The sequence below is a fragment of the Pseudomonas sp. FP453 genome (genome assembly GCF_030687495.1).
Classification (GTDB): Bacteria; Pseudomonadota; Gammaproteobacteria; order Pseudomonadales; family Pseudomonadaceae; genus Aquipseudomonas.
This window is the reverse complement of the sequence record NZ_CP117435.1, coordinates 2,881,938-2,905,672: the sequence shown is the minus strand read 5'-3', so window position 1 is coordinate 2,905,672 and position 23,735 is coordinate 2,881,938. Positions and strand designations below refer to the sequence as shown.

At 56.7% G+C, this 23,735-nt stretch carries 31 protein-coding genes and 3 pseudogenes; 20 read left to right on the top strand and 14 right to left on the bottom strand.

Going from position 1 to position 23,735, the window contains the following annotated elements; translation table 11 throughout:
• Positions 1–37: 37 nt before the first annotated feature.
• From PSH87_RS13005 to PSH87_RS12985, 5 genes are all read right to left on the bottom strand, one after another.
• Positions 38–1,051 carry a hypothetical protein gene (locus PSH87_RS13005; protein ID WP_305433997.1) on the bottom strand — a complete coding sequence of 338 codons (1,014 nt, stop codon included), beginning with the start codon at positions 1,049–1,051 and terminating at the stop codon, positions 38–40.
• Positions 1,052–1,113: 62 nt separating this feature from the next.
• Positions 1,114–1,770, bottom strand: a complete 657-nt coding sequence (locus PSH87_RS13000) for a hypothetical protein (RefSeq protein WP_305433995.1) — start codon at positions 1,768–1,770, stop codon at positions 1,114–1,116.
• Positions 1,770–2,342: a Rha family transcriptional regulator gene (locus PSH87_RS12995; protein ID WP_305433994.1), complete on the bottom strand. Its 573-nt coding sequence runs from the start codon at positions 2,340–2,342 to the stop codon at positions 1,770–1,772. The genes PSH87_RS13000 and PSH87_RS12995 overlap by 1 nt, the downstream gene beginning before the upstream one ends.
• Before the next feature lie 258 nt (positions 2,343–2,600).
• On the bottom strand, positions 2,601–3,173 hold the full coding sequence (locus tag PSH87_RS12990; protein ID WP_305433992.1) for a hypothetical protein: 573 nt from the start codon (positions 3,171–3,173) through the stop codon (positions 2,601–2,603).
• Positions 3,174–3,223: 50 nt separating this feature from the next.
• Positions 3,224–3,403, bottom strand: coding sequence for a Cro/CI family transcriptional regulator (locus PSH87_RS12985; RefSeq protein ID WP_124524579.1), 180 nt, complete (start codon positions 3,401–3,403; stop codon positions 3,224–3,226).
• Between the two features lie 109 nt (positions 3,404–3,512).
• Between PSH87_RS12985 and PSH87_RS12980 the strand changes: the two genes are divergently transcribed.
• The 10 genes and pseudogenes from PSH87_RS12980 (at position 3,513) to PSH87_RS12940 (ending at position 8,636) form a co-directional block, all read left to right on the top strand.
• Positions 3,513–4,169, top strand: coding sequence for a LexA family transcriptional regulator (locus tag PSH87_RS12980; protein WP_305433990.1), 657 nt, complete (start codon positions 3,513–3,515; stop codon positions 4,167–4,169).
• The gene (locus PSH87_RS12975; protein WP_305433989.1) at positions 4,169–4,411 is read left to right on the top strand and encodes a hypothetical protein; all 243 of its coding nucleotides are present in this window, start codon (positions 4,169–4,171) and stop codon (positions 4,409–4,411) included. Before PSH87_RS12980 ends, PSH87_RS12975 begins: the two co-directional genes overlap by 1 nt.
• A 151-nt stretch (positions 4,412–4,562) precedes the next feature.
• Positions 4,563–5,408: pseudogene (locus PSH87_RS12970) on the top strand (ImmA/IrrE family metallo-endopeptidase); the annotation flags it as partial.
• Positions 5,387–5,437: pseudogene (locus PSH87_RS28840) on the top strand (hypothetical protein); the annotation flags it as partial. The pseudogenes PSH87_RS12970 and PSH87_RS28840, both read left to right, overlap by 22 nt.
• A 324-nt stretch (positions 5,438–5,761) precedes the next feature.
• Positions 5,762–6,253 (top strand): DUF4411 family protein, encoded by a 492-nt coding sequence (locus PSH87_RS12965; RefSeq protein ID WP_305433985.1) that lies wholly within the window; start codon positions 5,762–5,764, stop codon positions 6,251–6,253.
• A gap of 110 nt (positions 6,254–6,363) precedes the next feature.
• A complete protein-coding gene (locus tag PSH87_RS12960) occupies positions 6,364–6,690 on the top strand; it encodes a DUF2388 domain-containing protein (protein ID WP_305433984.1) in 327 nt (108 codons plus the stop codon).
• A 92-nt stretch (positions 6,691–6,782) separates the two neighbouring features.
• Positions 6,783–7,106 (top strand): DUF2388 domain-containing protein, encoded by a 324-nt coding sequence (locus PSH87_RS12955; protein WP_305433983.1) that lies wholly within the window; start codon positions 6,783–6,785, stop codon positions 7,104–7,106.
• Between the two features lie 117 nt (positions 7,107–7,223).
• Entirely contained in the window at positions 7,224–7,520 is a 297-nt protein-coding gene (locus PSH87_RS12950; RefSeq protein WP_305433981.1) for a superinfection immunity protein, read from the top strand.
• Positions 7,521–7,801: 281 nt separating this feature from the next.
• A complete protein-coding gene (locus tag PSH87_RS12945) occupies positions 7,802–8,212 on the top strand; it encodes a VOC family protein (protein WP_305433979.1) in 411 nt (136 codons plus the stop codon).
• A gap of 172 nt (positions 8,213–8,384) precedes the next feature.
• Positions 8,385–8,636, top strand: a complete 252-nt coding sequence (locus PSH87_RS12940; RefSeq protein ID WP_305433977.1) for a DUF1654 domain-containing protein — start codon at positions 8,385–8,387, stop codon at positions 8,634–8,636.
• Between the two features lie 229 nt (positions 8,637–8,865).
• Here the strand turns inward: PSH87_RS12940 and ykgO are convergent, their stop codons facing one another.
• A complete protein-coding gene (gene ykgO, locus PSH87_RS12935; protein WP_019816741.1) occupies positions 8,866–9,021 on the bottom strand; it encodes a type B 50S ribosomal protein L36 in 156 nt (51 codons plus the stop codon).
• Positions 9,022–9,142: 121 nt separating this feature from the next.
• Here ykgO and PSH87_RS12930 point away from each other — a divergent pair, with 121 nt between their 5' ends.
• From PSH87_RS12930 to PSH87_RS12920, 3 genes are all read left to right on the top strand, one after another.
• Positions 9,143–10,246, top strand: a complete 1,104-nt coding sequence (locus PSH87_RS12930; protein ID WP_305433975.1) for a hypothetical protein — start codon at positions 9,143–9,145, stop codon at positions 10,244–10,246.
• 7 nt (positions 10,247–10,253) lie between these two features.
• Entirely contained in the window at positions 10,254–10,739 is a 486-nt protein-coding gene (locus tag PSH87_RS12925; RefSeq protein ID WP_305433973.1) for a hypothetical protein, read from the top strand.
• 383 nt (positions 10,740–11,122) lie between these two features.
• A complete protein-coding gene (locus PSH87_RS12920) occupies positions 11,123–11,512 on the top strand; it encodes a hypothetical protein (RefSeq protein WP_305433971.1) in 390 nt (129 codons plus the stop codon).
• 34 nt (positions 11,513–11,546) lie between these two features.
• Here PSH87_RS12920 and PSH87_RS12915 read toward each other — a convergent pair whose 3' ends face one another.
• Complete coding sequence (locus tag PSH87_RS12915; RefSeq protein WP_305433969.1) at positions 11,547–11,807, bottom strand: hypothetical protein; 261 nt, start codon at positions 11,805–11,807, stop codon at positions 11,547–11,549.
• A gap of 75 nt (positions 11,808–11,882) precedes the next feature.
• On the opposite strand from PSH87_RS12915, the gene PSH87_RS12910 reads away from it, so the two are divergent.
• Positions 11,883–12,827 carry a DNA cytosine methyltransferase gene (locus PSH87_RS12910; protein ID WP_305433968.1) on the top strand — a complete coding sequence of 315 codons (945 nt, stop codon included), beginning with the start codon at positions 11,883–11,885 and terminating at the stop codon, positions 12,825–12,827.
• Here the strand turns inward: PSH87_RS12910 and PSH87_RS12905 are convergent.
• From PSH87_RS12905 to PSH87_RS12895, 3 genes are all read right to left on the bottom strand, one after another.
• Positions 12,820–13,074, bottom strand: coding sequence for a hypothetical protein (locus PSH87_RS12905; protein ID WP_305433966.1), 255 nt, complete (start codon positions 13,072–13,074; stop codon positions 12,820–12,822). The genes PSH87_RS12910 and PSH87_RS12905 overlap by 8 nt on opposite strands.
• A 111-nt stretch (positions 13,075–13,185) precedes the next feature.
• On the bottom strand, positions 13,186–13,572 hold the full coding sequence (locus tag PSH87_RS12900) for a hypothetical protein (RefSeq protein ID WP_305433964.1): 387 nt from the start codon (positions 13,570–13,572) through the stop codon (positions 13,186–13,188).
• A 455-nt stretch (positions 13,573–14,027) separates the two neighbouring features.
• Positions 14,028–14,258: a hypothetical protein gene (locus PSH87_RS12895; protein ID WP_305433962.1), complete on the bottom strand. Its 231-nt coding sequence runs from the start codon at positions 14,256–14,258 to the stop codon at positions 14,028–14,030.
• Positions 14,259–14,339: 81 nt separating this feature from the next.
• On the opposite strand from PSH87_RS12895, the gene PSH87_RS12890 reads away from it, so the two are divergent.
• Complete coding sequence (locus PSH87_RS12890) at positions 14,340–15,155, top strand: hypothetical protein (protein WP_305433960.1); 816 nt, start codon at positions 14,340–14,342, stop codon at positions 15,153–15,155.
• 99 nt (positions 15,156–15,254) lie between these two features.
• Here the strand turns inward: PSH87_RS12890 and PSH87_RS12885 are convergent, their stop codons facing one another.
• The gene (locus PSH87_RS12885) at positions 15,255–15,638 is read right to left on the bottom strand and encodes a TonB family protein (RefSeq protein ID WP_305434305.1); all 384 of its coding nucleotides are present in this window, start codon (positions 15,636–15,638) and stop codon (positions 15,255–15,257) included.
• Positions 15,639–15,855: 217 nt separating this feature from the next.
• Here PSH87_RS12885 and PSH87_RS12880 point away from each other — a divergent pair, with 217 nt between their 5' ends.
• On the top strand, positions 15,856–16,107 hold the full coding sequence (locus tag PSH87_RS12880; RefSeq protein ID WP_305433959.1) for a hypothetical protein: 252 nt from the start codon (positions 15,856–15,858) through the stop codon (positions 16,105–16,107).
• Positions 16,104–16,850 (top strand): hypothetical protein, encoded by a 747-nt coding sequence (locus PSH87_RS12875; RefSeq protein WP_305433958.1) that lies wholly within the window; start codon positions 16,104–16,106, stop codon positions 16,848–16,850. Before PSH87_RS12880 ends, PSH87_RS12875 begins: the two co-directional genes overlap by 4 nt.
• A gap of 387 nt (positions 16,851–17,237) precedes the next feature.
• On the opposite strand, the gene PSH87_RS12870 is transcribed toward PSH87_RS12875, so the two are convergent.
• Positions 17,238–17,459, bottom strand: coding sequence for a hypothetical protein (locus PSH87_RS12870; RefSeq protein WP_305433956.1), 222 nt, complete (start codon positions 17,457–17,459; stop codon positions 17,238–17,240).
• 282 nt (positions 17,460–17,741) lie between these two features.
• Here PSH87_RS12870 and PSH87_RS12865 point away from each other — a divergent pair, with 282 nt between their 5' ends.
• The 3 genes from PSH87_RS12865 to PSH87_RS12855 all read left to right on the top strand — a co-directional run bounded on the left by PSH87_RS12865 (position 17,742) and on the right by PSH87_RS12855 (position 21,871).
• Complete coding sequence (locus PSH87_RS12865) at positions 17,742–18,935, top strand: tyrosine-type recombinase/integrase (protein WP_124524610.1); 1,194 nt, start codon at positions 17,742–17,744, stop codon at positions 18,933–18,935.
• A 20-nt stretch (positions 18,936–18,955) separates the two neighbouring features.
• Positions 18,956–20,542, top strand: coding sequence for an ABC-F family ATPase (locus PSH87_RS12860; protein ID WP_026137136.1), 1,587 nt, complete (start codon positions 18,956–18,958; stop codon positions 20,540–20,542).
• A 153-nt stretch (positions 20,543–20,695) separates the two neighbouring features.
• On the top strand, positions 20,696–21,871 hold the full coding sequence (locus PSH87_RS12855; protein ID WP_305433953.1) for an MFS transporter: 1,176 nt from the start codon (positions 20,696–20,698) through the stop codon (positions 21,869–21,871).
• Here the strand turns inward: PSH87_RS12855 and PSH87_RS12850 are convergent.
• Together PSH87_RS12850 and PSH87_RS12845 are read right to left on the bottom strand one after the other, a co-directional pair.
• A pseudogene (locus tag PSH87_RS12850) lies at positions 21,865–22,903 on the bottom strand (alpha/beta hydrolase family protein). The gene PSH87_RS12855 and the pseudogene PSH87_RS12850 overlap by 7 nt on opposite strands.
• 211 nt (positions 22,904–23,114) lie before the next feature.
• Entirely contained in the window at positions 23,115–23,726 is a 612-nt protein-coding gene (locus PSH87_RS12845) for an FMN-dependent NADH-azoreductase (RefSeq protein WP_017739397.1), read from the bottom strand.
• Between the last annotated feature and the right edge of the window lie 9 nt (positions 23,727–23,735).

Below are 23,735 nucleotides of genomic sequence, written 5' to 3'. Positions count from 1 at the left end.
TCCTCTCCAAGCGTCCTGCCAACTAGCACCTCCCCCGTCATTGCCGCATCGAATCAAAGCTCCGCTCACACACAAGTCCAGCTATTCGGGCGCGGTCATACGCATCCCCCGCCAGAAACTGCGCCTGATCGCCTGCAGCAGGCGCAGGAACTATGCCGGATCTGCCGACCGCGCTCGCGGTAGCCCCGAACATGGCGGGCAGTTGCGTGGCGTCCAGCACCGTCTTGCCGGTCGGATAAAGAACTAAGTAATCATCAGCACGGATGTTTTTGCCACTGGAGCGCCTGACCGCGACGGCGCTGGAGGTCCGATCAAACAGCATCATGGCCCAGTGGTATTCGTCGGTGTCGTCGGCGTACCCGATCTTGTACCCAGAAGATCCCGCATCAAATCTGGTGGTAGTGCTACCAAGCTTGTACGGGGAGTTGGCTGTATTTACGCCCGTGGTAAAGCTTTTGCTGATGCCGAGATCCATGGAGTTCAAGTCTGCTGGTGAGGTTTTGAACCCAGGCACTCCCCAGCCGCTAACGGTGTTTTGGGTCTGCAGCTTTCCGATAGCAGTCAGAATTGAATCGGCTACAAGAACAACCGCCGAATTGGTGACCACCATACCAGCAAGGGTGCTCGCAATAGTTCGCGCATTCGTCCACCACCGGTTCGTGGTCCCTTCTGTGATTTTGTCGGTCGTTGGCAGTTGCGCTGTGGGTACGACACCTGCGGCGTCCAATGAAGCGAGGCCGCCAGGCTGCGACTTCTGCCCAACAAGCTGCCACGCCGCGCTGGAGGCTTGTCGAAGCGCGTCCGCACTGTCCTTCACGTAGCCTTGCACCGGCATGATGGCGTAGGCGCCGGCAGCAACCGTTGCCCCCAGGTACCCAGGCGCAATGGAAAGGGTCGTGTTGCTGACGATGTTGTCTACTTCGTACCACGCACCATCGGGACCACGGAAACCATCGCCGACCCGCGCATTCGCGAGGAACGCGGTGCCCGTGCCGACAACGGCGGTCGAGTTCTTCGTAACGGAAACAGTGCCCGTCTTGTACCAGCCCATAGTTTTCTCCAGGCAATAAAAAACCGCACAAGGCGGCTATCGGTTTCTACTCGCGATAAAAACTATGAAGCAGGCTTCGCAAAAACCACTGGGGTGTAAAGTGTCTTTTGTATGTCGATTCCGACCACTTGCATCACTAGCCTGTCATTTTCATACTGCCAAAGTGCGTACATGTTTCCTTGCCTTGAAGTGCTCCCAGCAACATCCATAGCAATATTATTAAGCAACATAAAATCTCCGGTACTTAGAGGAGTATAAGCAGTCCAACTTAGCCTATACACACCCTGACCTGTTTGTTCGCTGCCAATATGCGACCACCCGGAAATCGCTCTTGTGAACTGGGCACAAGCTGTTCCGTTATCGAACAAAAGCCTGGTACTGCCATCCCAAAGCCTTAGGCCGAACTGAGCTTTCTCTTGCGATTGAAACGCGGCACAGAACCAGGTGCCTGATGTGTACGTGCCGACCGTTCCGCGAAATGAAAACCCGGTCCACGCTCCGGGCGCCCCCAATATTTTGCAAAAACAAAACATATTTGACTGTGCGGGCCTTACAAAAACCAAGGGCGGCTCTGCCGACGTGATCGTATTAGGAAAACCAACCCCAACCCCCGACCCATCACCACTCCATCCGCCCTTAAATAAAACAACCAGCCTAGCAAACTCAGAATCCAGGGTAACTACATTGCTGTTATTTCTGAAGGTTAGTCCATAGGCCATTATCTGAACCTCATAACGAGAAGCCTCTGCGCAGTGGGTCCACCCACAGGCCCGGTAGATGTCGTTGGGCAGCCGAAATGAACAATAACTCCACCGGAAGAAACTATAGGGGTGTATTGGATTGCTGAGGTATCTTGCCCATCTGTTCTGTAGTCTTGGATTGGCACACATACAGCAGAGTGCGTACTCGGATCCTTGAACAGGTTCTCCAGGGAATGGATTTTGGTGGCCTGCTGCTCGACCTGGGCGGTGAGCAGCAATCGGGCCTTTTCAGACTCCACGGCAATATTCAGGATTTCGAGGGTGGAGAGTTGCTGAGGTTTGTCTGCTTGCGCTTCAAGTTCCTGCCAGCGGTCCACAAGCGCGGCCGTGAACTCGGGACTGAGCTGGGCGACGACTACGAAGCTATCTCGCTTGCCAATCAGGTAGTGCGTCCCTGGCCGACCGAGGGCTCCAGGGTTTTCCTCAATTTGAGGAAAAGTAATTACCTTGTCAGCCGCCAACGAATCTATGGTTCGCTTAACGTTGTCATGGCGTTTTCCGGTCAGCTCGGCGATTTCCCGAGATGACATTGTGTGCGCCACGTTTTCAGATTGCGTAAAACGTGGCGCGAGATTGGTAGGTAGCGCTATTGATATGTGGCGGGGTTTGCATATAATCGGCCTCACAAAGTGTTATCGAATTAGCCGACCTCGACCGTCGGCTTTTTTGTGCCTGGGTTTCTGGTCCGCTTAATTGATAATGCGAACCCGATGGGCACCGATTTCCGCGCATGCGCGGAAAATTAAGCGATAGATTTCAAATTTGGCCGGTGCGCCGCGAGCAGCTGCTCAGCCTTGCGCCCCAACTCCCCCCGCCTTCGCTTCAACCTGGCGGCACTGCTTGGCGAACGCAGGCAAGTGCGGCAGGTCCTGCTCGCACATCACCTGGTCGTCAAACACCTCACTGCCGGTGTCGATCACGTCGCCCAGGGCACGGATCAACGCACCGAAGCTTTTGTTCGCACATTGGTCGCTGGTCATCTGGCGGGCGCCGGTCAGACCGTGGCGGCTTGCCAGTTCGTTGATGCAGTGGTCGCGAAATTCAGGCTCAAGGGCGTTCACCCACGATTCCTCAAGCCAGGACGGCATTTCCTGATCGCCAGACAGCCAGCGCTGAACGCGCTTGAGCCAACGGCCGGTCGCCTTCACAAAATCGGCCACGTCGTTCTGCGTGGTCAACAAGGTGAAGTCAGGCACCTCTTTGGCGATGGCCTTCTCTGGGCACGACAGATGCAATTCGCGGCTCAGCGCCTGGGCAAAATCGTCCTGGCTCAAGCTGGTGCGTGCGATCTGGTTTGCAGCGTGGGCGACCAGCACCTGATCACGGGTTTGTACGGTGTGTCTGGAACTGGACGTTTGCATGGGGACTGCTCTCTTCTAATCTGGCTTCAATGGAACAGCGGACATGAATATCAAGCGGCCTGGATCTTCTTTGCCGCCTTGAACTTGCCCTTGGAGAGGACCTGAATCTGGTACTGTCGGGATTCAGGGATCGTTTCTCCCCACATGGTCACGGCGCTCGGACGAATGCCCAGAGCCAGTGCCAGCTTTGTCTTACTACCGAAGAATTCGGCGACTTCATCAGTCTTCATTGCGCATCCTCGTTCGATTCTGACGCAATTTCAGCATGCTTAAGTTGTTGCGTCAACGGCGCTTTATGCCTACTGCATGCTTAAATTCAGTTAACTTAATATTGAGTCCATGGAAAGACACGAACGTATTGCCCGCGCTATCAAGCTCAGCGGTAAAAAAAAGGGAGAAATTGCGACGCTTTGCGGCGTAGCGAACTCTGCTGTCACTCAATGGATTTCTGGCGAGAGCAAAAGCCTCCGTCCGGAGAATCTTTACGCGCTCGCTAAGGCGACCGGATTCCGAGCGGAGTGGCTCGGCATTGGCGAAGGCCCGGAACAAGACGCATCGGAGTCCAACGTTTCAATGGCTGCGCAGCCTTCGCAAAGCTTTCGCTACCCGGTGATCAGTTGGGTGTCTGCTGGCTCCTGGGCGGAAGCAGTTGAGCCCTACCCTGCCGGGATCTCGGATCGTTACGAGTTTTCCGAGTACAACTCGAAAGGCCCTGCGTTTTGGCTTGAGGTTAAGGGCGACTCGATGACCTCACCGGTCGGCACGAGCATCGCCCAGGGCTCGCTGATACTGGTAGATACCGAAGTCGAAGCAACGCCGGGTAGGCTTGTCGTGGCCAAGCTGCCAGACAGCAACGAGGCAACCTTTAAGAAGCTAGTCAGTGATGGTGGGAGGCTCTACCTGAAGCCGCTGAACCCGGGATACCCGACTGAAGTTTTTGACGAGAATTGCCGAATCGTTGGCGTTGTTGTGCAGGCCACGCAGAAGTTTCTCTGATGCCATCCGCTCTTGGAAAACCATCGACCTCATGGCGAGAGCAGAGCTTCTGGAGCAAGGTGTGGCTCTGGGCCTGGCTGGCGCTCATGGTGGTTTTCACAGCTGAAGCTGGCATTTGGCCGGACGGCAGCTCATCCAACCGCAAGCGAGTCTTCAGCCCTGGCTTCGTTGTGCTCTGCGCCATCGTAGCGGTGGTTGAGCTGATAGCGCTGAACCACTTCTATGGCGGGCGAATGAGGTGAAGGTAGGAAAGGTTGTGCAGGCGAAGGATGCTAGGGATGCCAAAGGCATACAGCACTTGCGATAGACGGTAGGGAAGTTCAGTATCCTGCAAAACCCGCTACTGTGATAATGGACGATGCGTAAATGAAGACGGAGCTGAAGCGGTGATGTATGCCGGGAATTAACCCAGAGGTGCTCGTATGGGCACGAGAGACGGCCGGCCTTAGCAGAGAAAAGGCGGCGAGATCTCTAGCTATTGGCGGGAGCAAGGTTTCTGGCCCTGAAATGCTCCGGCGCTATGAAGAAGGCGAAAAAGAGATCTCCAGAACACTTATTGTGAAGATGGCTGGAGTCTATCGTCGCCCCCTCCTTGTGTTCTATCTTCCCGGCCCGCCTGCTCAAGCAGAGCGAGGCGAAGATTTTCGCACGCTTCCGGAAGAGCTCCGCATCGAAAGCAAGGGGCCACTTGACGCGCTGGTACGTGACATCTATGTGCGACAAGATCTAGTTAAAAACGTCCTTCAAGATGTTGAGGAAGCCTTCCCTCGTGATTACGTCGGCAGTATTAAAACCGACTTGGAGCCCTCCTCCGTTTCTGAACACATTGGAAAGCTGATTGGATTCGACATAAATGAATTCAGACGTTATGCCAAATCGGAAGATGCCTTTTCTTATCTCAGAAAGTTGATTGAGGAATTGGGAACATTCGTTCTGCTCATTGGAAATCTTGGCAGCCATCACACAAACATTCCCGTTGAGGCTTTCAGGGGGTTTGCACTGTCCGACAAAATTGCCCCATTCATTGTTATTAATGATCAAGATGCCCCACCTGCGCGATCTTTTACTCTGCTACATGAATTTGCACATATCGTTATTGGCGTCACAGGATTGAGTGGTAGTCGTGCAGAGCAGAAGATTGAACGTTACTGCAACGATATAGCAAGCCTTTTACTGCTACCTACGAGCGACTTAAACGGCCAGAACTGGAATGCAGAAAACATCAATGTTCTCACTCAAAAAATTTCCGGATTCGCAAGAAGTATTAACGTTAGCGGGTCTTTGGTAGCATACAGGCTTTTTACGTCCGGAGTGATTCAACAGGACACGTGGAATACACTCTCCCAGAAATTCAGAGAGTTGTGGGCTGCACAGAAAGCTGCTGCAAAAGAAGGCCGGGACGGTTCTAGTGGACCAAGCTATTACGTTGTTCGTAGACACAAGCTCGGTGGTGCCATCGTAAATTTGGTTCAGCGAACTATGCGCGAAGGTGCATTAACAGCGACAAAAGCAGGAAGAGTACTGGGCGTTAAGCCCGCCAATGTCTATAACTTGGTTGGCACATTATAATGGCGCTTGATAGGAAGCTTTACTTGCTGGATGCAAACACGCTTATTACTTCTAATGGCGTTTATTATCCGCAAACCATGGTACCTGAACTGTGGTCATGGCTTTTGCACCAAAGCCAGAATGGCCGCATCAAAATGCCTATTGAAATCTATGAAGAGATTTTGGCCGGAAAAGAAGACGTCTTAACTGGATGGCTAAAAAAGCCCGAAGTCAAAGATAGCCTAATTCTTCAAGAAGGCGCAGATCCTGCCGCTGTCGCTCATGTCACATTCAATGGGTACGCAGTCGATCTCAATGAAAACGAACTTGCCTATATTGGCAGAGATCCTTTTTTGATTTCCTACGCATTATCCAGCCCCGTGGAACGATGCGTGGTATCTCTTGAAACATCTAAACCGTCGGCACAACGGCAGAATAGAAAGGTGCCTGATGTCTGCAAGTCACTAGGAGCGCAGTGCTGCGATGTATTCAGCATGATGCGAGCACTGGACTTCAAAACCGGCTGGGATAAATAGTCCGAAAATATCTGAACACAATGCCCGGCCCCGCGCCGGGCTTCTTGTATCTGGCAAGCGTCCTGCTCTGCTATGGTGGCTCCCTCTGACCGCAATGGAAGCATCGAAGAATGGATTCATGGAAGACGCTGGCAATCGCCCTACTGGCATCGTTCAGCACTCAGGCCGTATCAGGTGACGACGTCAACCCTATCGCTGCCGCGATATTTATCACAATCTCCTCGCCAACCATTTTAATTGGATTAACCACATCTCTCACGACCGATCCGCCAAAAATCTTCAAGTCAGCCAAGACCGACGCCTTGGCGTTCATTGGTTCTGACGGCGAGATTCGCGGTGCTGAGTTTGAGCAGGCGTCCAGGTACTATCGTTCAGCCTACACATCGCCTCATATGTCCGACATGCAACTGGCGCAGGTGATAGCGACCTCGTTTTGATGCCCGCTTAAGACGGACCTTCTCCTTGTTCCAGAAGGAACGCACTCTGCTATGGTAGCGGCCCTCTCTGATCGCAATGGAAGCATCGCAGCATGGACTCATGGAAGATTGTAGCCGCAGCCCTCATGGTATCGATCAACGCTCACGCCTCTGAGGGGTCCGATGACTCCTATAACAACTCGATGCTGTCTGTACTGATGGCTCCAAGCTACACCGTTGCAGGAACTACCGGGCTCACCATGTTGGCCAGTAATAACTTCAAGCCTGCAAAGGCTGACGCGCTCGCCTTTATTGGTTCAAACGGTGACATACGCGGCGCCCAATTTGAACAGGCGGTGCGCTTCTACCGTACGACCTATGCACCACCGTTGATGAATGATCAGCAGCTTGCCCAGGCAATCGTAAGTTCGTTTTGAGATCGGCGCCGACTGCCTACCCCATAGCGCTAGACCAGATCAGAAAAACAGCCACTACACAAAACAAATGGAGCGTGGTATCAATTAGCTATCGCGAAGTTTCACGGGGAGGCTGCGATGAAGGTCTTTGGATTAGCACTGCTTGCGCCAACCTGCTTGGTGAGCTACTTCATAAGCAGCGGAGACAATGGAGTCGCAATTGCAGCTGATCTCATATTTCACGTTAGCGCCATAGCCCTTTACCTATTCCCCTCAATTTGTACCGCCCTAATCGAACCAGTTCCGCCCCGTCGAATTTTTCTAATCAACCTACTGACCGGATGGACACTGATCGGCTGGTGTGTGGCTTACTACTTAGCTTTGTGCGATCCACAGAACCAGCAAGTCGAGGATAGTCGACACGAAAAGGTGTAAGCGCAGAAGGATCATCAGATCACTCCCGAATATTATTAACGGCCAGCCAATGAGCAAGCCTTTTCTACCTGGCCTTTCACGACCTTTTCACAGTCGGGCGCCTATGGTTATCCCAGCTCCTAATGAAACCCTTTAAGCCCGCCAATCCCCATCGCGGGCTTTTCTTTGCCTGCGATTTGGAGGGCTGACACTCGCCCTCCCCGACTTACCCGACGACCGCTATACACGCCCACCGTCAAAATGACACGATAACGCCTCGCCTCCGTGAGTAGGAATACAGGATGTTCAGTCACGTAACCGTTGGGACAAACGATCTTGATAAGGCCGCTACCTTCTATGACGCGGTTCTGATCCCTCTGGGGCTCTGCCGTCGACCTGTAACGCCCGATGGCGGACCACCTTCGGCATGCTGGGTGAACCCCGACAGCCCTCTGCCCCGCTTCTATGTTTACCGCCCTTACGATCTCAAAGATGCCCTCGCTGGAAATGGCGGCATGGTGGCTTTCTCCGCACCACATCCAGATTCTGTCGATGCCGCCTATGCCGCAGGCCTTATTGCTGGCGGTATAGATGCTGGTGAACCAGGGCCGCGCCAGCATTATGGGGACGGCTATTATGGCGCGTACCTACGGGACCCGGATGGCAATAAAGTGCACATAGTCCATCGTGGCGATTTGCGCTTGCCTGCTTAAGCTCGACTTTCAGTGCTCGCTTAAAGCCCGCCAAGCGCGGGCTTTTTTGTGCCCGCGAGAAGGTAACCTTCTCAGCTTCTATGCATTTGCGCATGAAAAAGCAAATCCGAGCTTGCCAATATATAGCAACATAAATACTGTATATGCATCCAGCTAAGGTAAGGAGTACCACATGCACAGCCCAGCGTTTACCACGTCTAAACCGCCCTCTTCCTACGAAGCTGCAGGTCGACGCCTGCAAGCCCTGATTGCCTCACCAGGTGTTCAGAAGGTCCAGGCGGTCACGGTGTGTAGGCTGGAGCATGAAAATCCCGAGGACTGGAAGCGGCTGCTGGATGAGATCGGCGAAACGGCCGGCGTCCGAGTCGAGACCTTGGAGGGCGGTACCGTCAGGATCGGCTGGCGAGAATACTGCGACGCCTAAATGAGCCCGCCATTGAGCGGGCTTTTTATCGCTCAATAATTTCAGCAATCTGAATTTATATATTCAGCATGCTTGACATGATTATTTCAGCTTGCTTAAATTCTCCTCAAGCCAGCAGCAACAACCGCCGGCCAGCAGCGAAAGCCGCGCCGCTCTTTAGCGACACCCCCTGCCGGATCCTCCAGGTCCTGCGCTACCGGGTTCAACAGCAAAGCAGCAGCAGAGCTGATTAGCCTTTGCCCTTGTTCTTGTTCTTCGCACTGCCCTGCCGCGCCTTAAATTTCGGATTGGATTTACAAATCACGTAGATCCGGCCCCGGCGCATAACGATCTGGCAGTCGCGGTGACGGTTTTTCGCTTCTTTCAGTGAGGACAGCACTTTCATCGGTGAGGCTCCTGCGTTTCATTGATATGTTATTACGTATCTTAAATGCGAATAAGAACGTTTATCAACCCTTATTTGCACTCCCCCTTCAACGCTGCGAGCATCGCGGCAAGGATTTCCCATGTCCGCACAACAGCAAGTCATCACCATCGACGACATCAGCGCCGACAACGCTCCGGCCATTTACGTAGCCGGCGGCCTGGGCCAGTTCTTCGAAGCGGTAAAGGCAGAAGTCACCGGAGAGGTGCCCGACCTGACAACTGTGAAAGGTCGCGCTCGCATCGCTTCCTTGGCTGCAACAGTGAGCAAGTCCAAAAAGGCAGTCGAAACCCCTGGTCGCGACTACCTGAAACGCCTCAAGGAAATGCCGAAGGTGGTCGAGGCTGAGCTGCGCGAGTTCGTAACCAAGATGGACAACCTGCGCGACGCCACCCGCCAACCCCTGACGGATTGGGAAACCGCCGATCAGGCTCGCAAAGACAAGCATGTCGATGGCATTCAGGCCATCAAAGACCTGGCCGTTTTCGAGGCAAGCCCAGCCGCCGCCCACGTCGCCCAGATCATTGCCGACCTCGAGCTGGTAGAAATCAACGATGCCTGGGAAGAGTTCCTGGCCGAAGCCGCCCAGGTGAAAGACCAGACCCTTGCAAAGCTGCGCACCCTGCACGTCGAGCGTACCCAGTACGAAGCCGAACAGGCCGAACTGACCCGTCTGCGCCTGGAGAAGGAAGCCCGCGACAAGAAGGACAACGAAGAGCGCATTGCCCGCGAAGCCGCCGAACAAGCCACACGCGAAGCCGAAGCCAGCGCCCAGCGTGACCGCGATACCGAAGCGCAACGCGTCCGTGATGAGCAGGTCGCCGCCGAGAAGCGAGAGAACGACCTGAAATTGCAGGCCGCCGAGTCTGATCGCCGCGCCGAGCAGGCAAAGCGCGAGCAGATCGAGGCCGAACAGCGCGCTGAGCGCGAGCAAGCTGCCGCCGCCGAACGTCAAGCGGCAGCAGTTGAACAGGCTCGCCAAGACGAGATTTCCCGCGCCAACGCGGCAGCGGACGAAATCCTGCGCCAGCAGCAGGAACGCCAGGCCGACGTAGCGCACAAGTCGAAAATCCTGGGCGAAGCCAAGCAGGCCTTGATCGGCATGAACATCGGCGAAGAGCTGGCCAAGGCCATCGTCCTGAAGATCGCCCGCGGCGAAGTGCCGAACGTCACCATCAATTTCTGAGGTTGCCATGACTAACTCAGCCCTTGCCGAGCGCACCGAAGCTCGGCAGGCCGCCAGCCCGGCGGCCACCAACGAATCAACCGCGATGCTGACAATGATCCAGCGGGCCGCGACCGATCCGGCATTCGATGCAGACAAAATGCAGAAGATGATGGAGATGTACGAACGGCACACGGATCGCACCGCCGCAGCGGCGTTCAATGCCGCAATGGTGAGGGCTCAAGCAGAAATTGGCCCGGTTTTTCGTGACAAGTTCAACGCCCAAACGAACAGCGCTTATGCCGCGCTTGAGTCGATTGATCGCAAGATTTCACCGGTCTACACCTTGCACGGCTTCTCACTGTCGTTCGGCACCGGCGATAGTCCTCTGGTGAGCCATATCCGCACAGTCTGCGACTGCATGCATGAGGTTGGGCACACAAAGACATACCACGTCGACCTACCTATCGACGCGGCAGGCATCAAAGGCAGCGTAAACAAGACCGGCGTGTAAGCATGACTACCCAGGCCATATCAGTTCCCCTTGTCGGGCCGAATGTCCGAATACATCAATACCCCCTTTAAACGAATCACGCCAGCCGCCCGGCCCTATCGCTTTGCGTTCGTGTCGGGAATAAAGCTACCCAAGAAAAAGACAGTCGCAGGCCCTATGAGCCAAGCGGCGGTCGCTCCCGGACTGACGATAGGCACGGCGATAGCAATTGCGAACAGGCCTATTCCTGCCCACAGCCTCTTACGCGGCGTGAACCACTCGCGGAACGCTTCAAGCTTTTTACCGGGCATTACCACCTCCTTGTTTGATCAACAGCAAAGCATATCACCCACTCAAACGAATCACGCCAGCCGGCGAGGCAGGCGCACGCTTGGAGATAACCCATGAGCACCTTTGCAGTGTTTGGAATGACCCTCGATGTCGCCAAGACCGAGGCCCGCAAGAAAACGGCCGGCACCCGGAAGAACCCAAAGGCACCGGGCGGCGTCGAACCGATACCGGAAGCTGAATGGCTGGAGCTGGTCGCCAAGCGCACCGAGAAGATAATGGGGGGGGGTACGGTCCGCCAGCTCTCCCCGCTCTTCGACGCTCCGCAGTACGCCGAGCAGTTCATTGAGCTGGCCCGCAAGACCCTGAGGTGTCGCGACATGCGAATACGGGCCAAGGCAGTGCTGGTGGATGCCAAGGGCAAGCCGATCATCAACCCGAAGACGAAGGCACCCCGTGTTGGGTTTTCGGAGTGGCCTCCGAAGCAAGAAGATCAAGCGGCATGAATCCATGAGAATTGCCGATTAGCTCACTCATATCTCAGTAGCGGCTGTTCGGCTGCGGGCTGTATCCCGGCTCGAAGGTTTGGGCATAGGCGATGATCTGCTCCAGCGCCTCTTTACGACTACTCACTGGAGCCATCTGAGCTTTTTTTACTCGAGAAAAACCGCCCCCATGATGGCTGATATCCCAGATAAAGCCTTCCGAACCATCAACATCCTTTGTAATTCGGGCATGCACAGTGTGACCAGAAACATCCAAAACAAAGCTGGAAACGACTTCTCGAATTTCTACTGACATTCTTCGATCTCCTTATGTAACACCGAATTTTACCTCATTTTTCATTGCCTGTTTTTGAGCCAGGAGAGCAACTAAATGCCTATCACCTATGGAAGCGTGTGCAGCGGCATCGAAGCTGCGACCCAGGCCTGGCACCCGCTGGGCATGCGCGCCGCCTGGTTCGCTGAGATTGAGCCGTTCCCCTCGGCGGTTCTGGCCCACCACTACGCCAACGTGCCGAACCACGGCGACATGACGAAGCTGGCCGCCCTGGTGCTGGCCGACAAGATCCCGGCGCCTGAAGTGCTGGTTGGCGGCACCCCGTGCCAGGCCTTCTCGGTTGCCGGTATGCGCGAAGGCCTCACCGACCCCCGCGGAGCACTCACCATCAAATACGTGGAGCTTGCAGATGCAGTTGACTATGTTCGCGCCGGCCAGCGAAAGCCCGCCAGCGTCATCGTCTGGGAAAACGTCCCCGGCGTCCTCAGCGACAAAGGGAACGCCTTCGGATGCTTTCTTGGCGCGCTTGCTGGGGAAGACTGCGAGCTGCAGCCTCCAGGGAAAAAATGGCAGGACGCTGGTTGTGTGTATGGACCCAAAAGAACAATCGCGTGGAGGGTCCTGGACGCCCAATATTTCGGCCTGGCCCAACGGCGCCGTCGTGTATTCGTTGTCGCAAGTGCTCGAAACGGGTTCGATCCCGCCGAGGTACTTTTTGAGCGCGAAGGCACTCGCCGGGATAGCCCGCCGGGATGGCCGGCGAAGCTTGCACTTCACCCTACTCTCACGGCACAAGGGGGGGGCTCTCTCGATGATAGAGAGGCATATGTGCTGGAGCCCGAAGGCGTCCGCCGGACCAGCGTGATCGAATGGGAGCGCTGCCAAGGCTTCCCCGATAACTACACGCAGATCCCTTGGCGCGGTAAGCCTGCCAGCGAATGCCCGGACGGCCCCCGCTACAAGGCGATCGGCAACAGCAAGGCCGTCACCGTGGTTCGCTGGATCGGCCGGCGCCTTCTGCGACAATTAGACATCAAGTAGAAAACAGCTGGTGGTAGGCGATTTCAGCTTTGGAAATTACGGCAGGCAGACCTGCGGCAATGAAGCCATTTATGCAAGCCCTGGTGGCCGGGATGTTGAAGCGGCGCTCTCTCTTCCTCATGTCGTCCAGCACCGTTAGCGAGATCAGGTACTTGCCGCAGTCCGGACATTCGACATCCCTGAATTCACCCAACGAATATCTTTCCTTGCCCTTCCCGCCACAGATTATGCAGACGTAATTATCCATCACCACCTCCGTTTGGCTGATTGCTGAACTGTAGCTGATCCCCTTTCAAACTCCACCGCCCGGGCATGGCCCGGCAAGGACTCCACATGCCTACAGAAAAACCAAACTGATCTATCTATTTTCTTCAGAAGATCGTCCGATTTCCTCTCGTGTAGGCATGGTCCAGTCTGAAGGGCGCCTGTCATGGACAGACTCTTTTTTCGGATAGCCATCAAAGCCAAAGCCGATTAGGTAAATGGCAAATGCAACTCCGGCCAATAGTGCCCTGGATGTCGGACTGGCGTCTTTAGGAAGACCTCCAGGCCCGATCGCAACCCACCCACCACGAAGGTAAGCGAACACAGCCTGACCGAACCAAGCTTGCAGCATTAGCACAGTCCAGAAATCACTCCACTCTCCGACGAATCTTACCGTTGCACTCACCAGCGAGGTAGCGACCATCAGCAGCAATATCAAGAAGCGGTAACGCTTTAATGAATCCAGAACGCCATTTTCCATTCCCAATCAACTAACTCCCTAACCTTTTAGCCGGCGGCATGAACTTACATTGCTCGAACCATTGAGCCAAGGAGAGCTGAGTTTACGCCACAGAAAAAAACGGAAACGCAACCATCGGCATGACGGTTGTGAATGCCCATGATCTGGTAACGAGGGAGGCTCTGGAGTAAATCAGAAAAGATGATCGACAGGCCTAGACGTTGAGTTAGTAGCCCAGAGGAAGGGAGTTGTTTAACTCGCGGCTAAATGCGACAGCCTACCGATCAATGCCCACAGCTGGAGGGCCCGCTCCAACGGAGTAATAGAGCGTCTGCCGCGCAGCACCCCAACAACGAATATCTGAAATGCATGCGCGACATGTCATTTCTAGCACAGCTTTCGATCTCTTCCAGGATCGTTTTCAAATAAAACCCCTCCCCCTTCAAAGTCAGCCGCTATAGCGGCAAGGAGAGGTTCTACGGCGCGAACTCACCCAAGCTTTCGCGAGCGGTTGGGATGGCGTACTCAAGCAACTCTAAAGGGACATCCTGCTCGAACAGGGTCACCTCAAAAAGCAGAGTTTCGTCATTCCTGAATATCTCAAACACCATATCGTTGCCGCGCCAGCACTCAACCCCCAAGCCGTCATGCCCCTTTGTAACGTGTGAAGCTGTAAAAAACTCGTATTCAACTCCGTGTACGACCACATCGCACCTCCTTATCTGAGGTGGCAACCATACCTCTCCCTTCTATGAATTTGGTAGCCGCTATAGCGGCAAGGACGACCCGTGGCCAGAAAAAACCACCTGATCGTTGACTCAGGTTGCACCCAGGATAACGAGCGCTGGGCACTCTCCGCCTGCGGGCTTAACGAAGATTCAGAGGTGCCGTGGGATGGCACCCACAAGCGCGAATTTGTCAGCTGCAGACGGTGCCAGGCGAAGATGGCCAAGCCGCGGCCGGCGCCGGAACCTTTCCATAAAGAGCGGCCCATTCTTTTCAGCGGTGCAATGGTTCGCGCGATTCTTTCCGGACAAAAGACCGTCACGCGCCGCCTGGTCAAAGGCAATCAGATCCCGAGCCGTAGCAAATCCGATTCCCCGGAACATCAGTGGATTGCCGTTGTTCAAGACCATCCGCGCTGGGGATTCGCTGCGTTTGGCGCGACCGAGCAGGAATGCGCCGCCGAACTCGCCATGTACGGTGGGTGCCCATATGGGCGCCGCGGCGACCGGTTGTGGGTTCGCGAGGCCTGGGCGGAGATCAACGTAGCCCAGGCGCCTGGCGAAAGCTGGGTTGTCTACCGCGAATGCGACAACCGCACCGACTACGGCGGCCCATGGAAGCCCAGCATCCACATGCGCCACCGTGACAGCCGCATCCTGCTGGAGATAACCGGCGTGCGCGTAGAGCGGCTGCAGGACATCAGCGAGGAGCAGGCCCAGGCCGAAGGCATAGGCGTCCAAGCAACTGAATCCTTCCGCGCTGCTGGCGTAGAGCGCTCTGCCGGATTCGCGTTTCGTGACCTTTGGGCATCAACAGGCGGCGACTGGGACGCCAACCCCTGGGTCTGGGTGGTCGAGTTCAAGCGGGTGACGCCATGAGCCCAGCAGCCCCCTCCTATCATGGCCTAGTATGCCTGCACCTTAGCTCTTGAGCTCCGCTGTGATAACTGGAATTGACTCAGCGCTATTCTGTCCTGCTTACATGCCCGCTGTGGGACGCGGGCATGTACCCTGCTCCAAGCAATATAGAAATGGGGCTACTATCTCGACTCCACCGTCCTTAAGTATTGAAGGTGGAGGCGCAGGTACGGGGGATGCTACCGAAATCATTGCCTGTACAGCAGGAACAAAGAGTTCCGACCCAGAATAGCTGATGATTTTCTGACGTGAGACGTTGCCTCGAGCGTCGACGAAGAATTCGGCTCTAACCAAGCCCGTCGCCCCTTGAAGTCGAGCTTGTTCGGGGTAGTACTTGTACAAGGACAGATGGGTGAGCAACTGTTGCTCCCATAAGCGCTGCTCTGCCAATTGCTGAGGGGTTGGGCCACTAGCACAAGCACAAAGCAGTAAAACAATCACCATCCAGCTGTACTTCATGGACGTATTTCCTTTGACGTTTGCATTCGCTAGGCGAGGCTTTAGATAGGCGCATCGCGATGCTGTATCTCATGATTGAGCTTGCTCGAGAATGTTCGCGGTAACGGGATCTCCACCACTAAACGCCTTAACCATCTCGCGCCACCTTTAAGAATCCTTCTCATTAAACCATAAACTCCTGCCGGTGAGCGGCGGGTGAGGTATGCGCGTGAATATTTATCGACACACCTTCGCAGCCGTCTGCCCGTCCGACGGCGAAACGATCGTCTACCGCCTTGAACTGCGAGCGGCCACCATGATTCAAGTCGAGCAAATCAAGGCAGCGACAGCACTGATCAAAAAGGGCTGGCATGAGCAGATCGCAGACCGCCTGGCAGAATCATTGGGCGGCGATCAAACCATCATCGCCACGCACCAGGGCGTTGAGATCGAAACAGTGAGGCTTAGCGGATGATCCATTACCACGGCTTGCCGATTACGCCAGAGACAGCCGCCGCTGCTGCGATTGGTGGCGGTCACGCCTTCGTAAGCTTCAGCGATCCACGGCAACTCGCACTGGCAGCGCAAGTCTGCCAGTCGTTTGCAATCGACAACGGAGCGTTTTCCGCATGGAAGCAAGGGAAGCCGGTTATAGATTGGCAACCGTTCTATCGCTGGGCAGCCGACGCAAAGCTGATCCCCGCCTGCGACTTCGCCGTGATCCCTGATGTGATTGACGGAGACGAGGCGGCAAATGATGCACTAATCGAGGAATGGCCGCTGCCACGCTGGTTCGGCGCGCCTGTCTGGCACATGCACGAAAGCCTTGAACGGTTGGAGCGCCTGGCAGGTAGTTGGCCAAGGGTGTGCATCGGCAGCTCAGGCGACTACTCGAAACCAGGCAGCGCCGCCTGGTGGGGGCAGATGGGAAAGGCGATGCGGGTTGTTTGCGACGATGATGGCAGGCCGATGTGCAAGCTTCACGGCCTGCGCATGCTTGACCCGGCGATATTTGGCCACCTGCCTCTATCAAGCGCAGACAGCACGAACATCGGCCGGAACATCGGGATCGATCAAGCCTGGCGCGGAACATACTCGCCGCCTACCAAGGAGGCGCGCGCATCAGTAATGCGCAGCCGCATCGAGTCGCACAACTCGCCGCCCCGCTGGACTTACCAAACCCCTGAGCCGACGCCGAAACAAGGCACCCTGCTCTAACCCCAGTCCCCCTACAAGCCTGCCGGTGAGCGGCAGGCGAGGTGCCCACCCAGCAGAATTAGCCTCGCCATCCATAGACCGGTAAAGAGCCTCTACTGCTGGGTGGGCACGGAAAAGACTACTCAGACAAGAAACATTTTCAATAGCCATTTATCGATTGGATAAAAGCATAGAAATGAAAAGTGTTCGCCCAAACCAGATGCAAGTCCCCCGGTAAGGCTGCAATTAAGTTCTGGCAGGGCGAACACTAAAAAACTATCACAAGTGGAGCCCCGCTCCTACTTCGTACCTCAAAACTGGTGAAGGGGGCCAGCAAGTTCGGCAGCACGCCTCCCTACCGCCAATCCCTTAGACGCCAGCCAGTGAGCGATAGGCGAGGCCTTCCACTCAGGAAAGCCCATCAAACCAGCCCAACACCCGTATCGTCTTCGCAAACTGTTTTTCATTCGCCAGCAACACCAGCAGCACCAAACCGGCACCCATAACGACACAAAGCCCACCCCCCGTTCCATCGATGACAATCAAAAAAACGCCCAACACCAAGAGCGCAACACCAAACGCCCCTACCCACTTTCGGGCCTGCTTTTGCTCGGGATATTTGTCGAACATCCATTTTCTCCTCACCGAGTAACGCCTCGATCAACTGTAGACCAAACGCAACTACTCATTACCCACCATCCGCCGCCCCGCGCGGCTAGGACACCCCATGTCAGCAGCCGAACAGCAAAACGACGGCATCACCGGCGACAAAGTCCCCGAAGCCCAAATGGCCCAAATCCTCGGCACCACCCTCGCCGCCCTGCGCTCCAAACGCGCCCGCAACCAAATCCCCCTCGGCGTCTGGAACAAACAAGGCAGCCGTGTTTTATACAGCATCAGGAGATACTACGAATGGCTCGAAAGCCAATGGGTTTGCCCGCAGGAATGGACCTCCACCACGGATCGATCCGCATCCGATTTATGTGGAACGGCAGCCGGCGCAGTGAAACGCTCCCCTATCCCCCGACACAGAAAGGAATCAAGTCTGCCGCCCAGGTTGTTGATCAGGTAAAAGGACTGATCAAGCTAGGGCTGCTCGACGACGACAAGTACGCCGAGCTGTTCCCCAGTTCCAGCAACGTCGCCGGCGGCAAGATCAACTTCGGCGAGTATGCCCAGCTCTGGCTGGACAGCCGGGAGGTGGTCGCCGGCACGAAGGGGAACTACAAGGGCGCGCTGAACCGCTACTGGATGCCCGGCCTGGCCCTGGTGCGGATCGATCTGATCACCACCACCCTGCTCCGCCGGGTAATGGCCGCCAGTGAGTGGAAGTCGCCCGGGGTGAAGCGCAATGCGATCTCGAAGCTGTCGACCATCCTGAATTCGGCCGTCAATGAAGAGCTGATCCCGAAGAACCCGGCGGCGATTCTGGAGTTGCCCAAGCGCAGCAAAAAGGAGATCGATCCGTTCACCTTGGACGAGGCGAACCAGATCATCGCCAAGATGTACGAGCACGATCACTGGCCCAGCACGATCTATGCGGCGTTTTTTGAGTTTGTGTTTTTTACGGGGATGCGTCTGTCCGAAGCCCTGGCGATGCGCTGGGATGCGGTAGACGAAGAGAAAAGGACGGCCCACGTGTGTCGCGGGATCGCCCTGGGGGAAGTGGTGGAGCGTACGAAAACGGGCAGTGACCGCTTTGTTTTGTTGAATGACCGCGCCCTGCACGCCCTGGCCTTCGCCAAGGAATATGCAGAACGTCGGAAAAAGGGCAAAGGGAAGGTGCTGGAAACGCCTTTCATCTTCCCCCCGTCGAAGAACGCAGCGTACGTCCGGCAGACGTCCGACCTGCACAAGCAATGGGTTCCTACACTGAAAGCGTTGAATATCCGTCGTCGCCCGCCATACAACTGTCGTCACACCTATGCGACAATATGCATTATGTCTGGCATGAACCCCGCCTTCATCTCCCAGCAGCTCGGCCATAGTGTGCAGATGCTGCTCTCGACTTATGCGCGTTGGATCAACTCAAGCTCGGACTGGAGCGAAATGCAAAAGCTCCAGATTGGTCCCAAATTGGTCCCAGTTCAAATAAGCGCACCCTAAGCTATTGATAGGTAAAGTAATTGATCTCCACAGCTAACATCACCATGCAGTTCGGCGCCAAGCCGCTCTTCGAGAACGTCTCGGTCAAGTTCGGCGCTGGCAACCGTTATGGTTTGATCGGTGCCAACGGTTGCGGCAAGTCGACCTTCATGAAAATCCTCGGCGGCGACCTGGATCCGTCTGGCGGCCAGGTCATGCTGGAGCCGAATGTGCGTCTGGGCAAGCTGCGCCAGGACCAGTTCGCCTATGAAGAATTCACTGTGCTCGACACCGTGATCATGGGTCACGAGGAGCTGTGGAAGGTCAAGGCCGAGCGTGATCGTATCTACTCGCTGCCGGAAATGAGCGAAGAAGACGGCATGGCCGTGGCCGAGCTGGAAACCGAGTTCGCCGAGATGGACGGCTACACCGCCGAATCCCGTGCCGGTGAGCTGCTGCTGGGTCTGGGTATTCCGCTGGAGCAGCACTTCGGTCCGATGAGCGAAGTGTCCCCGGGCTGGAAGCTGCGTGTATTGCTGGCCCAGGCGCTGTTTTCCGATCCTGAAGTGCTGTTGCTCGACGAACCGACCAACCACTTGGACATCAACACCATCCGCTGGCTGGAAAATATCCTGACCCAGCGTTCCAGCCTGATGATCATCATCTCTCACGACCGTCACTTCCTGAACAGCGTGTGTACCCACATGGCTGACCTGGACTACGGCGAGCTGCGCCTGTTCCCGGGCAACTACGACGAGTACATGACCGTGGCGACCCAGTCCCGCGAGCAACTGCTGTCGGACAACGCCAAGAAGAAGGCGCAGATCACCGAGCTGCAATCCTTCGTCAGCCGTTTCTCGGCGAACGCCTCGAAAGCCAAGCAGGCCACTTCCCGTGCCAAGGCGATCGACAAGATCCAGCTGGCCGAGGTCAAGCCTTCGAGCCGTGTGAGCCCGTTCATCCGGTTCGAGCAGACCAAAAAGCTGCACCGTCAGGCAGTCATGGTCGAAAAAATGGCCAAAGGCTTCGACGGCAAGCCGCTGTTCAAGGACTTCAGCTTCCAGGTTGAAGCCGGCGAGCGCGTGGCGATCATCGGTCCGAACGGTATCGGCAAGACCACCCTGCTGCGCACCCTGGTCAGCGAGCTGACGCCGGACGCCGGTAGCATCAAGTGGACCGACGCCGCGGAACTGGGTTACTACGCCCAGGACCACGCCCACGACTTCGAAGACGACGTGACCCTGTTCGACTGGATGGGCCAATGGACCCAAGGCGAGCAGATGATCCGTGGCACCCTGGGTCGCATGCTGTTCTCCAACGACGATATCCAGAAGTCGGTCAAGGTGATCTCCGGTGGTGAGCAAGGCCGTATGCTGTTCGGCAAGCTGATCCTGCAAAAGCCGAACGTGCTGATCATGGACGAACCGACCAACCACTTGGACATGGAATCCATCGAGGCGCTGAACCTGGCGCTGGAAAACTACCCGGGCACGCTGATCTTTGTCAGCCACGACCGTGAGTTCGTATCGTCCCTGGCCACCCGCATCATCGAGTTGAGCGCCGACGGCGTGATCGACTTCAGCGGCACCTATGACGACTACCTGCGTAGCCAAGGTGTGGTGTTTTAAGAGCAGCCATTAGTTTTTAGCTGCAAGCGGCAAGATAGAGCCCCGTCCACTGTGACGGGGCTTTTTGCATCTGGTGATTAATAGATAGCCTGCTTTCTTTTCCCCCACGCCCTTGCCATGATGGCCGCACCGCCCGCCCGCGAACGAGTGCCCATGTCTGCCGCCGCCCCCAGCTCCCTGTCGATCACCTTGCAGATCGTCTCTATCGTTTTTTATACCTTTATTGCCTTTATCTGCATCGGCCTGCCGATTGCGGTGATCCCAGGCTACGTGCACGAACAGTTGGGGTTCAGCGCGGTGGTCGCCGGTATCACCATTGGTTCGCAATACCTGGCCACCCTGCTCAGTCGTCCGATGGCCGGGCGCATGTCGGACAACGTCGGCACCAAGCGTGCGATTGTGCTGGGGCTGGCGGGGATTTTGCTCAGTGGCGTGTTGACTTTGCTGGCGACGCTGATGGAGAGCCTGCCCGCCGTCAGCCTCGGCATTCTGATCGCGGGGCGCCTATTGCTGGGCGTGGCCCAGGGCCTGATCGGCGTGGGCACCATCAGCTGGTGCATGGGCCAGGTCGGCGCCGAGCACACGGCGCGTTCGATCTCCTGGAATGGCATCGCGTCCTACGGCGCCATCGCCATCGGCGCGCCCTTGGGCGTAGTGATGGTCGCCGAATACGGCTACAGCAGCCTGGGGATTGCGCTGTCGGTGCTGGCGGCGTTGGGTTTGCTGCTGATCCGCAATAAACCGTCGGTGCCGGTGGTGCGTGGCGAGCGTTTGCCGTTCTGGGCGGTGTTCGGACGTATCGCACCGTTTGGGGCCAGTTTGTGCCTGGCCTCGATCGGCTACGGCACCCTGACGACCTTTATCACCCTGTATTACCTCAACCGTGGCTGGGCGGGTGCGGCGTATTGCCTGACGGTGTTCGGCGTGTGCTTTATCGTGTCGCGCCTGATCTTTATCTCCGCCATCAGCCGCTTTGGCGGCTTTCGTGCGGCGATTGCCTGCATGACCATCGAGACCCTGGGCCTGACGCTGCTGTGGCTGGCGCCAAGCACCGGCGTGGCCCTGATCGGCGCGGGGTTGACCGGTTTTGGCCTGTCGTTGGTGTACCCGGCGCTGGGCGTGGAGGCGATCAAACAGGTGCCCAACAGCAGCCGTGGCGCCGGGCTGAGTGCCTATGCGGTGTTTTTTGACCTGGCCCTGGCGATTGCCGGGCCGTTGATGGGGTTTGTCGCCTTGAACCTGGGCTACGGCTGGATCTTCTTTTGCGCCGCCCTGCTGTCGGTCGGCGCGCTGGGCCTGACCCTGCTGCTCAAGCGCCGCGCCTACTGATCAGCGGTCTGCAAGCCGGCGCGGGTGGATTGCCCCAGGGTGTGGCTGAAGAACCGCCCCGCCTCGGAGATCAGGTTGCGATGGATGCCTTCGCGGTCGACACCGTCCGCATCGGTACAGATGGCCGGCATGGCCAGCAATTGATCGCTGTCGCAGGGTGCCATGAATACAAAGTGCCCCGCCCCAGCCAGCAGCTTGAAGTCCGGCGGTTCCGGCAGCTTGCGCGCCAGGGCGGCGGCGTTCTTGTCCACGGCCACCAGCTTGTCGCCGTCGCCGCTGTAGAGCAGCACCGGCACGTGCACATCGGCGAGGGTCTGGCGGCCAAACATCAGGCTGAGCGGTGCCATCAGCATCAGTGCGTGAATGCGTGGGTCAGCTTGCGGTTGCAGGTCGTCGCGGTCGACCACCAACTCGCCTTTGGTGGTGCAGGCGTCGCGGTCTTCAGGACGTTCCTGGCAATAGCGGCGCAGGCGGTCGAAATCCGGCTTCGCGCCCGCGAGGATCAGCGCCGTCTCGCCACCGGCCGAGTAGCCGATCACGCCGACTTGATCGACGTTGACGAAGGGCGACAGCATCGGGTCGCCGAGAGTGGCAGTAATCGCTTCGGAAATCTGGATCGGCCGCCCGTACAGATTGCTCAGCGTGCCCAGGCGGCTGTGGTCCTTGTAGTTGTCGCCGGGGTGCAGCACGGCCACCACCACAAAACCCTTGCGCGCCAGCGAGGTGGCCAAGTCATTGCAGGGCCAGCGGTGTGCCGGTATTGCCGTGGGACAACATCAGCATCGGGAAGCGGCCGATGGCAACCTTGGCGTCTTCACCGGCGCCCACGCGGTAAGCGCCCAGCTGCGTGCTGTGCTCGACATCGGTGGACGGGTAGAACGCGATGGCCTTCATCGGCTGCAAATCCAGCGGATCGAGAAAGGTCATGCGATGAAAGCCCACACTCCAATGCGGGTGTGGCGCAGGCGCGGCATGCACTGAAACCAGGCCGCCGAGCAGGGAAAGAACCAAAACAGCACAAAGACGCATCATGGGGATGTCCACCTTTGTTGCGTGAGAACCGACATGTCGAATTAAACGTCCAGGGTGTTGAACCCGAGCTTGCATAACCTGGGCCATATTAAAAAGACAGCGGACAAACGAAAAAACTCCGTACTCCGATCGCTTTCAAGGCGAGCAGAATACAGAGTTTAGGCGCCCGTTTTCAGAATGAAACGGGGAATAGCGAACTTTTACTCAACCCTTACGCGGCAGCGAACAATTGTTCGTTGATCACTACGTTGGCGTCGCTCAGGGACTTGTTGCGCACTTCATCACCGTAGGCCAGGCCCTGGGCGCGGACGAACTCGATATCGGTGATGCCAAGGAAGCCGAATACCAGCTTCAGGTAGTCTTCGTGGCCAACGTTGCTGGCCTGGCCAGCGTGCAGGCCGCCGGCAGTGGAGACGATGATCAGCTTCTTGCCACCGCACAGGCCTTCAGGGCCGGCCTCGGTGTAGCGGAAGGTCTGGCCGGCGACAGCGATGCGGTCGATCCAGGCCTTGAGTTGGGACGGCACCGAGAAGTTGTACATCGGCGCGCCGATCACCACCGCGTCCGCCGCGATGAATTCGGCCAACGACGAAGCACTCAGTTGCGCCTCGTGCTGTTGCACCGCGTCACGCAATTCGGCAGCGGTGCCCAGCGCGCCCAGGGTCAGGCCGGAAAAGTGGCTGATGCCTTCGCTCGCCAGGTCGCGGTAGGTCACTTCCACACCCGGCTCAGCCGCTTGCCAGGCCTTGACCACGCCAGCGGTGAGCTGACGGGAGGCCGAGTTGTCGCCGAGGATGCTGGAATCGATGTGCAACAGTTTCATGTGAGTGCT

Excerpts from the sequence above, each read along its gene's own strand:
- PSH87_RS13005 (WP_305433997.1), bottom strand. The coding sequence starts at position 1,051 with ATGGGCTGGTACAAGACGGGCACTGTTTCCGTTACGAAGAACTCGACC.
- PSH87_RS13000 (WP_305433995.1), bottom strand. The coding sequence starts at position 1,770 with ATGGCCTATGGACTAACCTTCAGAAATAACAGCAATGTAGTTACCCTG.
- PSH87_RS12995 (WP_305433994.1), bottom strand. The coding sequence starts at position 2,342 with ATGTCATCTCGGGAAATCGCCGAGCTGACCGGAAAACGCCATGACAAC.
- PSH87_RS12990 (WP_305433992.1), bottom strand. The coding sequence starts at position 3,173 with ATGCAAACGTCCAGTTCCAGACACACCGTACAAACCCGTGATCAGGTG.
- PSH87_RS12985 (WP_124524579.1), bottom strand. The coding sequence starts at position 3,403 with ATGAAGACTGATGAAGTCGCCGAATTCTTCGGTAGTAAGACAAAGCTG.
- PSH87_RS12980 (WP_305433990.1), top strand. The coding sequence starts at position 3,513 with ATGGAAAGACACGAACGTATTGCCCGCGCTATCAAGCTCAGCGGTAAA.
- PSH87_RS12975 (WP_305433989.1), top strand. The coding sequence starts at position 4,169 with ATGCCATCCGCTCTTGGAAAACCATCGACCTCATGGCGAGAGCAGAGC.
- PSH87_RS12960 (WP_305433984.1), top strand. The coding sequence starts at position 6,364 with ATGGATTCATGGAAGACGCTGGCAATCGCCCTACTGGCATCGTTCAGC.
- PSH87_RS12955 (WP_305433983.1), top strand. The coding sequence starts at position 6,783 with ATGGACTCATGGAAGATTGTAGCCGCAGCCCTCATGGTATCGATCAAC.
- PSH87_RS12950 (WP_305433981.1), top strand. The coding sequence starts at position 7,224 with ATGAAGGTCTTTGGATTAGCACTGCTTGCGCCAACCTGCTTGGTGAGC.
- PSH87_RS12945 (WP_305433979.1), top strand. The coding sequence starts at position 7,802 with ATGTTCAGTCACGTAACCGTTGGGACAAACGATCTTGATAAGGCCGCT.
- PSH87_RS12940 (WP_305433977.1), top strand. The coding sequence starts at position 8,385 with ATGCACAGCCCAGCGTTTACCACGTCTAAACCGCCCTCTTCCTACGAA.
- ykgO (WP_019816741.1), bottom strand. The coding sequence starts at position 9,021 with ATGAAAGTGCTGTCCTCACTGAAAGAAGCGAAAAACCGTCACCGCGAC.
- PSH87_RS12930 (WP_305433975.1), top strand. The coding sequence starts at position 9,143 with ATGTCCGCACAACAGCAAGTCATCACCATCGACGACATCAGCGCCGAC.
- PSH87_RS12925 (WP_305433973.1), top strand. The coding sequence starts at position 10,254 with ATGACTAACTCAGCCCTTGCCGAGCGCACCGAAGCTCGGCAGGCCGCC.
- PSH87_RS12920 (WP_305433971.1), top strand. The coding sequence starts at position 11,123 with ATGAGCACCTTTGCAGTGTTTGGAATGACCCTCGATGTCGCCAAGACC.
- PSH87_RS12915 (WP_305433969.1), bottom strand. The coding sequence starts at position 11,807 with ATGTCAGTAGAAATTCGAGAAGTCGTTTCCAGCTTTGTTTTGGATGTT.
- PSH87_RS12910 (WP_305433968.1), top strand. The coding sequence starts at position 11,883 with ATGCCTATCACCTATGGAAGCGTGTGCAGCGGCATCGAAGCTGCGACC.
- PSH87_RS12905 (WP_305433966.1), bottom strand. The coding sequence starts at position 13,074 with ATGGATAATTACGTCTGCATAATCTGTGGCGGGAAGGGCAAGGAAAGA.
- PSH87_RS12900 (WP_305433964.1), bottom strand. The coding sequence starts at position 13,572 with ATGGAAAATGGCGTTCTGGATTCATTAAAGCGTTACCGCTTCTTGATA.
- PSH87_RS12885 (WP_305434305.1), bottom strand. The coding sequence starts at position 15,638 with ATGGTGATTGTTTTACTGCTTTGTGCTTGTGCTAGTGGCCCAACCCCT.
- PSH87_RS12880 (WP_305433959.1), top strand. The coding sequence starts at position 15,856 with ATGCGCGTGAATATTTATCGACACACCTTCGCAGCCGTCTGCCCGTCC.
- PSH87_RS12875 (WP_305433958.1), top strand. The coding sequence starts at position 16,104 with ATGATCCATTACCACGGCTTGCCGATTACGCCAGAGACAGCCGCCGCT.
- PSH87_RS12870 (WP_305433956.1), bottom strand. The coding sequence starts at position 17,459 with ATGTTCGACAAATATCCCGAGCAAAAGCAGGCCCGAAAGTGGGTAGGG.
- PSH87_RS12865 (WP_124524610.1), top strand. The coding sequence starts at position 17,742 with ATGGCTCGAAAGCCAATGGGTTTGCCCGCAGGAATGGACCTCCACCAC.
- PSH87_RS12855 (WP_305433953.1), top strand. The coding sequence starts at position 20,696 with ATGTCTGCCGCCGCCCCCAGCTCCCTGTCGATCACCTTGCAGATCGTC.
- PSH87_RS12845 (WP_017739397.1), bottom strand. The coding sequence starts at position 23,726 with ATGAAACTGTTGCACATCGATTCCAGCATCCTCGGCGACAACTCGGCC.